Here is an 11196-nt window from a genome sequence, read left to right on the forward strand (position 1 = left end):
GTGAGCGACCTGCTGTGGACCCCCGGCCCGGAGGCCGAAGACACCCGCCTTCGAGCCTTCATGCGCTTCCTCGGCGAGCGCGGCGTGCAGGTCGGCGACTACGACGACCTGTGGCGCTTCTCGACCGAGCAGGGCGGCGAGTTCTGGGCGGCGGTCTGGGACTTCTTCGACCTCGGCGACCGCGGCGCCGGCCCGGTCCACGACGGTCCGATGCCGGGCACGCGCTGGTTCCCGGGCCGCAACCTGTCGTTCGCCCAGCAGGTCCTCGCGCGCACCGACACCGGCGCCGCGCTGATCGGGCTCGACGAGTCGGGGCGCCGTACCGAGTTCTCGTGGGACGACCTGCGCCGCGACGTACGCCGGTTCGCCGGCGCCCTCACCGCCCTCGGCGTACGCCGGGGCGACCGCGTGGTCGCCTACCTGCCGAACATCCCGCAGGCGATCGTCGCCCTGCTCGGCACCGCCGCCGTGGGTGCGGTCTGGTCGGCCGTCGGCCACGACTACGCGCCGCAGGCCGTCGTCGACCGTTTCGGCCAGCTGGAGCCGAAGGTGCTCGTCGCCGCCGACGGCTACCACTGGGGCGGGAAGACCATCGACCGTCGCGCCGACGCGTACGCGGTCGCCGGTGCCATCGACTCCGTCGAGCACGTCGTGATGATCGATCACGCGCTCGCAGACGCCGACGACGTCGCCGCGCCCGCTGGCGTACGCCCCCACCGCTGGGCCGACCTACTGGCTGGCGCCGAGCCCACCGAGCCCGTCGACGTGGAGTTCAACGAGCCGCTGTGGGTGCTGTTCTCGTCGGGCACCACGGGCATCCCGAAGGGGATCGTCCACTCCCAGGGCGGCATCACGCTCGAGCAGCTGAAGATCCAGGCGTTCCACCTCGACTCGAAGCCGGGGGAGAAGCTGTTCTGGTACACCTCGCCGAGCTGGATGATGTGGAACCTCATCGCCTGCTCGCTGCTGGTCGGGCTGACGGTGGTCTGCTACGAGGGCCACCCCGTCCACCCGGGTGTCGAACGAATGTGGGAGATCGCCGAGGCCGAGAAGGTCGAGGTCGTGGGCCTGTCGCCCGGCTACCTCGACGGCTGTCTGAAGGCCGGGCTCGACCTGTCGCGGTTCGACCTGTCCTCCCTGCGGGCCCTGTGCACCACCGGGGCGCCGCTGTCGCCGGTCACCCACCGCTGGATCACCGACCAGCTCGGCGGACGGCCGGTGTGGTCGATGTCGGGCGGCACAGACATCTGTTCCGGGTTCTGCGGCGGTACGCCGATCACCCCCATCCACGCCGGCGAGCTGTCGCGGCGCAACCTCGGCGTACCCATGGAGGCCTGGAACGCCGACGGCAACGCCATCATCGACGAGGTCGGCGAGCTCGTCGTCACCGGGCCGATGCCGTCGATGCCGGTCTCGTTCTGGAACGACCCCGACGAGGAGCGCTACCGCGGCTCGTACTTCGACGTGTTTCCCGGCCGCTGGCGCCACGGCGACTGGGTGACGGTCACCTCCCGTGGCTCGGTGGTCATCCATGGCCGCTCCGACTCGACGCTGAACCGCAACGGCGTACGCATCGGCTCGGCCGAGGTCTATCGCGTGGTCGAGCAGGTGCCCGAGGTGCTCGAGTCGCTGGTGATCGGCGCGGAGATGCCGGACGGGTCCTATTGGATGCCGCTGTTCATCGTGCTCGCCGACGGCGCGGAACTGACCGACGAGCTCGTCGCGACGATCCGGGACAAGGTGCGGACCGAGGCGTCGCCGCGGCACGTGCCCGACGAGGTCCATGCCGTACGCGCCCTTCCGCACACGAAGACCGGCAAGCGCCTGGAGGTGCCGATCAAGCGCATCCTGCAGGGCGCCGACCCGGCCTCGGTGGTCTCGCCGCAGGCCCTCGACGACGCCGCGCTGCTGCAGCCGTTCGTCGAGCTGGCCGCACTCCGTCACCAGCGCTGAGCGCGACGGGACCGGCCCGAGACGGCGAGCGCGGCGCGCTAGCCTGACGCGGTGACCGATCCGCTCGTGCCCGATCCCGACCGTGCCGGCGCGTACACCGTGCGCGTCGGCGGCGCCGACCAGTCGTGGGTCGACCCGGACGACCCCACGCGGCTCGAGTTCGACTACGTCCAGCGCATAGGCGACGCCATCGACGCCCACGCGCCCGAGGGCGAGAGGCTGCGGGTCGTCCATGTCGGCGGGGCGGGCATGACCCTGGCGCGCTACGTGGCGGCGACCCGGCCCACCTCGCCGCAGATCGTGCTCGAGCCCGACGCCGACCTCACCGAGCGTGTACGGGAGACCCTGCCGCTCCCGCGGAACTCCGGCATCAAGGTCCGGCCGAAGGACGGGGTCACGGGCATCGCCGAGATGCGCGACGACTTCGCCGACATCGTCATCGTCGACGCCTTCATCGGCGCGCGTGTGCCGGCCGAGCTGTCGTCGCTGGAGTTTCTGTCCGACGTACGCCGCGTCCTCACCCCGGCCGGCACCGTCATGATGAACATCACCGACCGGGCGCCGTTCGCGTACACGCGCCGCGTCCTGGCCGGTCTGGCCGAGCTTTACCCCGAACGGCTGATGTCGGCCGAGCCCGCCACGCTCAAGGGGCGTCGGTTCGGCAACATCCTGCTCCTGGGTTCGGCCGTGGCGCTGCCGACGGGCATCCTCACACGGAAGGCCGCCGGCTCGGCGTTCCCCTACCGCGTGGTGTTCGGCGACCACCTCGCGCGGTTCACCGGCGGGGCGAAGCCGTACGCGGGCACCGACGCCGAGCGCTCACCGGAGCCACCGGGCGGGCTGGCGTACTTCTCATAGCTCCTCGTCTCCTCTCGTGGGCGGCCTCGCTGTGGGAGCGGAAAGTTGCGGCTCTCCGAGCGAGTGGTTTCAGAGCGAGCGAGACGAGGAATGCCAGCGAGACGCAGGTGCGTCGACTACTTGTTCTTCGTCGACGCGAGGTGGCCGAAGCCGATGGAGCGGTCGGCGGAGTGGAACAGGTCCTGGCAGGTGGTCAGCGTGATGATCGGCTGGGTGGGCTGGGCGCCGGGCTTGCCGGGGACGGGGTCGAGGACCCAGGTCTCGGAGTCGTCGACGGTCAGGTCGGCGGGTGAGGTGTCCATCACGTAGGTGTAGATGGCCTCGCGCGTCTCGACGACGACCTCGTCGCCCTTCTTGAGCTCGAGGATCCGCTTGAACGGCTCGCCGTGGGTGACGCGGTGGCCGGCGACGGCGAAGTTGCCGATCTGGCCGGCGTGGACGGAGTTCTCGTACCAGCCGAGGCCCTTGGCGAGCGTGCCCGCGTCGGTGCCGGTCATGATCGGCACCTCGTAATCCTTGCCGAGCTTCGGGATGCGCATGAGCGCGATCGCGCTGCCGGGGATCCGCTTCTCGGGCTGGGCCTGCGGCTGGCCGTTCTGGCCCTTGGTGCCGGGCTGGTTGTTGGTCGCGGCGGGGTTCTTGTCCCACTCGGCGCGCAGGCCCGACTTCTGCTGGTCGAACGCCTGTTGGGAGGTGATGTTGGTCCCGAAGTATTCCCAGCCGACGTAGCCGAGCGCGCCGAGCCCGCCCAGCATGAGCAGCAGCCCGAGCACGGTGAACACCGAGATGCCCTTGCGCTTCCGCTTGCGCGGGCGGTCCTCGAGATCGTCCATCAGGTTGGTGCTCATGGTGTCATTCTCGCCGACCCGCGGGCCCCCACCAAACGGACCCAGCCACCCCGCGTACCAGAACCACAACCCCCACCCGAATACACGACATCCGGAACCCGGGAGCCGGGGAGACCGTGCTGAATCAGCGAAAAGTTCGGTCGAGCGCGCCCGAATCCGACTTTCCGGGGCAACTTTTGGATGATTCGACACGCGCACCCTTCGTCAGGGCGATGGCCTGCGGGGCGTCGCCGCGGTCGCCGTCCTCGTGGGCGTGGCGGATCCGGTCGCGCCGCACGGGCGGAGCGGGCGGTCAGGCCAGGCCGAGGTCGGTGGCGGAGACGGCATACCGGTAGTCCAGGCCCTCGGCGCGGATGTTGGCCTCGGCATCGGTGTTGCGGTCGACGATGACGGCGACGGCGACGACCTCGCCGCCGGCCGCGCGCACGGCCTCGACCGCGGTCAGCGCCGAGCCGCCGGTGGTGGAGGTGTCCTCGACAACGAGCACGCGGCGTCCAGCGACCTCGGTGCCCTCGATGCGGCGCTGCAGGCCGTGGGCCTTCTCGGACTTGCGGACGACGAAAGCGTCGAGGCGCTCACCGGCCGCCGCGGCCGCGTGGAGCATGGACGTGGCCACGGGGTCCGCGCCGAGGGTGAGGCCGCCGACGGCGTCGAAGTCGAGGTCGGAGACGAGCTCGCGCATGACCCGGCCGACCAGCGGCGCGGCGGCGCCGTCGAGCGTCACGCGGCGCATGTCGACGTAGTAGTCCGCCTCGCGGCCCGACGACAGCGTCACGCGCTGGTGGACGATCGCGAGGTCCTTGATGTGCTCGATGAGCTCTTCCTTGTCGGCCATGAGGTGAGATTATCGCGGCCCGCCCGGCGGCTGTGTCCCTGCGACCCACTAGGCTGGCGCGCATCGCACCGCAACCGACCAAGGAGCTGACCTCGTGTCGTCTGTCATTCTCATCCTGCTGGTGATCATCGCGATCGCTGTGATCCTCGGCGTCGTCGGCATCGGCATGTACAACGGTCTCGTAAAGATGCGCAACCTGATCCAGGAGTCGTGGCGCCAGATCGATGTCGAGCTGAACCGCCGCTACGAGTTGATCCCGAACCTGGTCGAGACGGTGCGCGGCTACGCGGCCCACGAGCGCAACACGCTCGAGGACATCACACGCCTGCGCAACCAGGCCGCCGCGGTCGCCTCGCAGGAGGGCGCGATGCCGTCCCAGCAGCGCGCCGAGACCGAGGAGGCGCTGTCGGGCGCCGTCCGCAACCTGCTCGTCTCGGTCGAGGCCTATCCCGACCTGAAGTCGAACCAGAACTTCCTCCACCTCCAGAAGGAGCTCACCGACACCGAGGATCGCATCGCGGCCGGCCGTCGCTACTACAACGCCAACGTGCGCGAATACAACACGAAGGTCGAGTCGGTCCCCACGAACGTCATCGCCGGCATGGCGAAGTTCGAGAAGGCCACCTACTTCGAGGTCAAGGACCCCGCCGCCCGCCAGGCCCCTGACGTGAACTTCGGCGAGATCGCCTACCGCGGTGACGAGAAGCAGGCCCCGTCCCAGACGGCCCAGCCGCAGTCGCAGCCGTCGGCCCAGCCGGCGCTCGAGCAGCAGCAGTCGCAGCCCCAGTACGGCGCCCCGCAGCAGCAGTACCGCCAGCCGGAGAGCACTTTCGAGCCCGAGGGCATCCACTCCAACGGTGGCTACCAGGCCCCGCACGCGCAGCAGCAGTACGGTCAGCAGTCCCAGCAGGGCTACGGCCAACAGGCGCAGTACGGGGACCAGGGTGGCTACGGCCAGCAGCCCCATCAGGGGTACGGCCAGCAGCCCCAGCAGGGGTACGGCCAGCAGCCCCAGCAGGGGTACGGCCAGCAGCCCCAGCAGGACTACGGCCAGCAGCCGCAGCAGGGCGGCTATCAGGCCCCCGGCGAGTGGAAGCAGAGCTGACCTCGCGCTGAACCAGCGTACGCATCGACGCCGCGTCCCCCCGGGGGCGCGGCGTCGATGCATTGATGGGCGCCGATCCGCGATCGGACCGGCCGGTCGAGCCGGCCGGACGCGGCGCTGCTGCGAACGAGCGTGCTGCCCACGCCCGCAGCGCTGGCCTGGCTGCAGCGCCCGGCGTATGCAAAAGCGGTGCGTGCGGGGGAGTGGTGTGACGGTGCTCCTGATAGGTCGGCGTTCACTCGGACATCGCGTGGGCGACGTGCGGAGCTCGGGACCTGACTCGGGTGCGGCCCGCAGCGAGCCGCCGAGCACGTAGGGTGGGCGCGGCCCGTCATCCCCGAGGCGCAAGGAGTCGTCGTGCAGCGCTGGAAGCTCGTCGCAGCGGTCGGTGTGGTCGCCGCCGTCGTCATCGCGTCGCTCATCGTGCTGCTCGTGACGTCGACCAAGGGCCCGACGGCGAACACGACGCCGGGCCCGGGCACGGTCGGCCCACGCATCGAGGTCCCGACGGCCGCCCGCCGTCGTCGAGCTCCACGCCGATCGTCGAGAATCGACCATCGGGCTCGGACCAGTCAAACCAGGTCAAGGTCTGCAACGCCTACATCGACGCCTTCCTCCAGCCGGGCAGCCCCGAGGAGCGGGAGCAGCGCCTGCGGGAGTGGGGTACGCCGCAGAACGTCGAGCAGGCCAAGGAGACCGACCCGCGTCGCCTCAGCTCCGCGAAGCGCAAGGGTGACTGCACACCGGACGGCTCCTTGTCGCGTCCCAACCAGACCCAGGCCCACGTCCAGCTCACCGACGGCACGTGGTGGGCGGCGACGCTGGTGAAGGACCTCACCGCCAAGAACGAGTGGCGCGTCCACGCCCTCACCCGCGAGGGCCACTGATGTCGAGCCCGCTCGCGGGTGCCACGCGGGCAGTCCGCACGGCCGCCCGCGGCGCACTCCCACGCACGACGACCCGGCGTACGCGCCACCGGCGCCCGGGCTCGTGGTGGCCGTGGCTGGCCGGCCTCGTCGTGGTCGCCACCGTAGGCGCGATCCTCGCGGGCCTGTCCGCCGTCCAACTCACGCCGCCGCCGAACGCCGTCCTGCTGTCGAGTCAACTCTCCTGCGGCGACACCGAGCCGATCTCGGCGGCCATCCCCGGCGGCAACCAGCCGCTCCCGCTGCCGCAGCGCACCAACCCCAAGGGCCCACCGGTCCGCAACCCCGAGCTCGCCGCGCCCGAGAAGCTCGAGCAGCTCAACGAGATCCAGCTCCGCAACGCCAAGGCCATCGTCCAGGCCGTGCGCGCCGAGGGCGGCAACGACAAGGCCGCGGTGATGGCGCTCATGGCGGCGATGGTCGAGACGCGGCTGTACAACCTCGCCTCCGACGCCCCCGGCCAAGAGGACTCCCTGAACTACCCCAACGACGGGGTATCGGTCGACCACGGCTCGGTCGGCATGTACCAGCAGCAGCACTGGCACGGCACGCCCCAGGAGCGCATCGACATCCGCATCACCACGCGGCTGTTCCTGAAGGGGCGTACACATCCCAACGGCCAGCACGACCCGCCCGGCCTGTTCGACAAGCCGAACTGGGAGACGCGTCCGGCCGGCGAGGTCATCCAGTCTGTGCAGCGATCCGCGTTCCCCGGCCGGTACGCCGAGTTCGAGACGTTCGCCCAGGGACTGCTCCAGCGGGTCGCAGGCGACGGCTCGATCGGCACGGTGCCCACCATCGTCGGCGGCTGCGGCCCGGCGGCCTACCTGGGCGGCACGACTCCTCCGCCGTGGCTGGTCGCGATGCTGCCGGGCGTGCAGCCCGACACGATGCTGGTCGCCGGCGCGGTGGCCAACAAGTTCCCGAAGATCCGCGTCTACGGCGGCGTGCGCCCCGACGCGCTGCCGTACCACCCGTCCGGGCGCGGGCTCGACATCATGGTCAGCTCGGCGTTCGCCGACTACAAGAGCCCCGAGGCGCAGGCGTACGGGCAGGGCATCGCCGACCTCGCCGTGCAGAACGCGCTGGCGCTCGGCGTCGACCACGTGATCTGGAACGCGAAGATCTGGTCGATCGGACGTCAGGCGGAGGGCTGGCGCCAGTGCGGCTCGCCGCAGGCGGGATGCTACAACGGCCCCGACGACACGGCAGCCCACCGCGACCACGTCCATGTGACGACGTTCGGCAACGTCGGCAAGGGCATGCCCGCGCCGCAGCCCGGAACGACGGGCCCGGGCGGTGTCGGCACCGGCAAGGCGGTCGCGCCGCTGCCGCCGGGCATCCGTCCCAGCGGCTCGTTCGGCCGCACGGGCGCGATGTGGTCGCGCACCCACACCGGCGAGGACTTCTCCGCGCCGCAGGGCACGCAGGTGTTCGCCGTGATGGACGGCGTCGTCGCCCCGCAGATCCCGCAGGGCTGGAACGGCAACCACGTCGTCGTCGCCCACGCCGGCGGTATACACACCCACTACGCCCACCTGTCCCAGGTGCTCGTCCAACCGGGTACGCAGGTGAAAGCCGGCCAACCCATCGGGCTCGTCGGCTCGACGGGCAACTCGTCCGGTCCGCACCTCCACCTCGAGTACTACCCGCCCGGCGTCGCCGCGGGTGACGTCTACAAGGCACAGGACCCCGTCGCCTTCCTCATGGCCAACGGAGTGAGGTTCGGATGAGCGACGGAGGTCGCGGTGAACACCGGCTGGTGTGCTCCCAGCTGCCCGACGGCCGTCCCGCGCTGGTGGCGAACGTCGACGTCGACACCCACCCGGTGACGCGTACGCCTTCCCCCGGCCCGTTCCCGCACGCCGCGCCCCTCGAGGACGCCGGCTGGGCGCGCTGGCCGGACGCGCCGCGCGTGGTCGGCTGGACCGACCCCGACCGCACCACCGTCGTGACCCGGCTGGGTGAGTGGACGTTCGCCGGTGACCCGGCCTGGTGGGACCTCGTCCGCACCCACGGCCAGGTCGCGGTGCTGGTGCTGCTCGACCGTCACGTGGACGCGTGGGGCGGCGCCGGCTCGTACGCGGAGATCGCGGGCTGGCTCGACTCGGCCGTGTTGTACGCGGGTCTCTGCGACACCCTCTGACGCCGCCGGGACGCGGTCAGACGGGGAAGAGACGCGCGACCTCGTACGCGACGTTGATGTAGGCGTCCTGGGTCTCGGGCTGGAGCTCGTCCCAAAGGAACAGCCCCGGGAGCTCGAGAGCGGGGTCGGACGGCACCGACACGACGCCGGCCACGCGCGGACCCAGCACCCGCAGCGCCTCGTCCTCCAGCGCGTCCTGCATGGCCTCGAACTCGTCCTCCATGCGGCGCAGCTCGCGCCCCCGCACGTGACGGTGGGGATCGGGGACGAACGACGCGCGGCCCAGTGCGATCACGGCGCGGGCCACGATGCCGGGGCCCAGCGGGGAACGGCGCTCCCACCAGGCCAGCGTCTCGACGGCCGACCGGATACCCTCCGGGTCGAGCGGCAGCGGCACGACGAGCGTGTCGGTCAGCCCGAAGACGTCGGGCATCACCGCGGCGCTGAGGTCGCTGGTGGTGTCGGTGAGCACGATCGGCCGGAACGTCAAAAGCACCTGCAGCGCCGCCGCGTAGTCGCCCGGAGACAGCGGTGTGGTGCGGGAGGACGCGATCACCTCGAGCCGCGAACGGGCCATCGAGGTGAACCGGCGCAGGTCGGACGAGGTGTGGATCGACGCCATCGCGCGCAGCAGGTCGCTCACCGTCGCCCCGTGCTCGGGGCCGACGCGGTCGGCGAGCATGCCGAACGGATGGGTGTCGATGGAGGTCACCAGCTCGCGGCGATGGAGGGCGAGCGCCGTGCCGAGCCCGAGCAGCGTGGTCGTCTTGCCACTCTGGGCGCGCAGCGAGCTGACGGTGATGCGCTGCTGGGCCACGGGCGCGTCGAGCACCTCCAGCATCGTGTCCCAGTCGTCGACGAGGTCGTCGTCGGCATCCTCGGCGGCGTCCTGGCCGAAGACGCGGCCCAGCCAGCGGTTGCGCGCGACCGGCGACGCCTTGGGGTGGTCACCGCGTTGGGGCTCGACCGGCCCCATGTCGCGGGTCGACGGCGACGGCTGGAAGGGGGACTGGTGGAACGGCGACTGGGGGAAAAGCTCGGGCGCCGAGCGCAGGGGTGCCTCGTCGTAGGGGACATGACCGGTGACCTGCTGCTGGGGCGGCGCCCAGGCCTCGGCCGCACCGCGCGGTGGCCACGCCTGCGGCAGCGGGCCGGACGGGGCGGGCGGCGGCGGGTTCTGGCGGCGGGGGTCGGGGGCCCCGGGGTCGACGGGCCGAGCCGCGGGACGCAGCGGCGCCTCCTGGGGCTTGTACCAGGCAGGTGGCTGGCCGGCGGACGAACGGCGGGGGCGGGCTCCGGTCGTCTCGCTCACGTCAAGCTCCCGATGAGCATGACGAGGACGAAGACCACGAGCAGCGCGACACCACCGGCGACCTGATAGCGCACCGGGACACCCGACAGCCAGCGGTCGGCCTGGGCGGCACCCGTGGTGCGCCCCAGCCCCTGCAGCAACGAGCTCGTGCGCGGCCCGCCCATCGACGCACCGGGGGCGCCGGGACCGGCGGGGTCGACGTCGTCGTGGTCGAGGCCCGCGATGTCGTCCTGGCGGCGGCGCAGCTCGGTGACGGCGCCCACCAGGGCGTCGTCGAGGGGCACGTTCACGCCGTCGATGTCGTTGCCCGACCAGACGACCAGCTCGGCCGACCACGGGTCACCGGGGATGCGTTCGATGATCTCCCACTCGGGCGAGGGGACGCCGGACGTCGGGGTGTCGGCGGGCGATCCCGCATCAGGGTTCATCGCCATGGATCGACCTCCGAGGGCGTGGAAGACTGGCTGGACAACGGTACCAACCAGAGGTTTCTCCGGAGCCTCCACCAAGGGGTGACGATGATCGTCTCGGCGCTCGCGCTCGCCACCGCTCTCGCGGCGCTCGCCGCGTCCCGCGCGCGTTCCGGCGTACGGGGTCTTGCACGCGGGGCAGGCTGGGCCGTCGCGGCCCTGCTGGTGGCCTGGCTGGTCGGCTACGCCGCTCTGGTCCGCGCGGGCGACCCCACGGTGCTCGCGGGCGTGCCCGGCGCACGCCCGCTGGCGCTCGGCGGCTGGGCGGGGGCGGCGCTGGCGGTCGCGGGCGCGCTCAGGGCACGCCCGCGGCCGGTGGGCTCAGCGGACTGAGCTCACTTCTTGAACAGGTCGAGCTTCCCGAAGTGGTCGGCCAGCATGTAGTAGACGGTGACACGGTTCTTTCGCGACGTGCCCTTGAGCTTCTCGCCGACGGCCTTGATGGCGGCATCCTGCTTGGCCTCGTCAGTGATCTCGAGCTTCTTGGTGAGGAAACCGGCCTTCACGCGATCGGTCTCCGCCTTGTCGCCGAAGGAGACGAGCGACGAGTCGGCCTTCTGCAGCGCGATGCCGCAATGCTTGATGATGCCGGCGATGGCGTCGTCGTCGGCTTTGGGGACATGCTTCTTGACGTCGGCTGCCCAGTCGGTGGCCATGGGAACTCCTCTGGTCGTTCGAGCCGCCCTCTTCTGGGAGGCCTTGGTCACGACGATAGACAATCTGTCTGACACCGGGTCGGGGAC

The 11196-nt window shown here is 71.3% G+C and carries 12 protein-coding genes; 7 read left to right on the top strand and 5 right to left on the bottom strand.

The genetic code is table 11. From position 1 onward, the window contains the following. Entirely contained in the window at nt 1–1953 is a 1953-nt protein-coding gene (locus tag ACYVGD_RS03890) for an acetoacetate--CoA ligase (protein ID WP_460741674.1), read from the top strand. Nucleotides 1954–2004: 51 nt separating this feature from the next. Next, nucleotides 2005–2811, top strand: coding sequence for a spermidine synthase (locus ACYVGD_RS03895; protein WP_460741675.1), 807 nt, complete (start codon nt 2005–2007; stop codon nt 2809–2811). Between the two features lie 116 nt (nt 2812–2927). On the opposite strand, the gene ACYVGD_RS03900 is transcribed toward ACYVGD_RS03895, so the two are convergent. Together ACYVGD_RS03900 and pyrE are read right to left on the bottom strand one after the other, a co-directional pair. Then, nucleotides 2928–3659, bottom strand: a complete 732-nt coding sequence (locus ACYVGD_RS03900) for a class E sortase (protein ID WP_460741676.1) — start codon at nt 3657–3659, stop codon at nt 2928–2930. A gap of 292 nt (nt 3660–3951) precedes the next feature. Then, nucleotides 3952–4494 carry an orotate phosphoribosyltransferase gene (pyrE, locus tag ACYVGD_RS03905; RefSeq protein WP_460741677.1) on the bottom strand — a complete coding sequence of 181 codons (543 nt, stop codon included), beginning with the start codon at nt 4492–4494 and terminating at the stop codon, nt 3952–3954. A 94-nt stretch (nt 4495–4588) separates the two neighbouring features. Here pyrE and ACYVGD_RS03910 point away from each other — a divergent pair, with 94 nt between their 5' ends. The 4 genes from ACYVGD_RS03910 to ACYVGD_RS03925 all read left to right on the top strand — a co-directional run bounded on the left by ACYVGD_RS03910 (nt 4589) and on the right by ACYVGD_RS03925 (nt 8671). Then, nucleotides 4589–5599, top strand: a complete 1011-nt coding sequence (locus tag ACYVGD_RS03910) for a LemA family protein (protein WP_460741678.1) — start codon at nt 4589–4591, stop codon at nt 5597–5599. A 317-nt stretch (nt 5600–5916) separates the two neighbouring features. Beyond that, complete coding sequence (locus ACYVGD_RS03915) at nt 5917–6486, top strand: hypothetical protein (protein WP_460741679.1); 570 nt, start codon at nt 5917–5919, stop codon at nt 6484–6486. Further along, nucleotides 6486–8258, top strand: a complete 1773-nt coding sequence (locus ACYVGD_RS03920) for a M23 family metallopeptidase (protein WP_460741680.1) — start codon at nt 6486–6488, stop codon at nt 8256–8258. Before ACYVGD_RS03915 ends, ACYVGD_RS03920 begins: the two co-directional genes overlap by 1 nt. Further along, nucleotides 8255–8671, top strand: a complete 417-nt coding sequence (locus tag ACYVGD_RS03925) for a hypothetical protein (protein ID WP_460741681.1) — start codon at nt 8255–8257, stop codon at nt 8669–8671. Before ACYVGD_RS03920 ends, ACYVGD_RS03925 begins: the two co-directional genes overlap by 4 nt. Before the next feature lie 16 nt (nt 8672–8687). Here ACYVGD_RS03925 and ACYVGD_RS03930 read toward each other — a convergent pair whose 3' ends face one another. Continuing rightward, nucleotides 8688–9983, bottom strand: coding sequence for a MinD/ParA family ATP-binding protein (locus tag ACYVGD_RS03930; RefSeq protein ID WP_460741682.1), 1296 nt, complete (start codon nt 9981–9983; stop codon nt 8688–8690). Beyond that, entirely contained in the window at nt 9980–10417 is a 438-nt protein-coding gene (locus ACYVGD_RS03935; RefSeq protein ID WP_460741683.1) for a hypothetical protein, read from the bottom strand. Before ACYVGD_RS03935 ends, ACYVGD_RS03930 begins: the two co-directional genes overlap by 4 nt. A gap of 84 nt (nt 10418–10501) precedes the next feature. On the opposite strand from ACYVGD_RS03935, the gene ACYVGD_RS03940 reads away from it, so the two are divergent. After that, nucleotides 10502–10786: a hypothetical protein gene (locus ACYVGD_RS03940; RefSeq protein WP_460741684.1), complete on the top strand. Its 285-nt coding sequence runs from the start codon at nt 10502–10504 to the stop codon at nt 10784–10786. Nucleotides 10787–10788: 2 nt separating this feature from the next. Here ACYVGD_RS03940 and ACYVGD_RS03945 read toward each other — a convergent pair whose 3' ends face one another. Continuing rightward, nucleotides 10789–11109 (bottom strand): DUF2853 family protein, encoded by a 321-nt coding sequence (locus tag ACYVGD_RS03945; RefSeq protein WP_460741685.1) that lies wholly within the window; start codon nt 11107–11109, stop codon nt 10789–10791. Nucleotides 11110–11196 lie beyond the last annotated feature (87 nt).

This window comes from Mariniluteicoccus endophyticus, assembly GCF_054780035.1.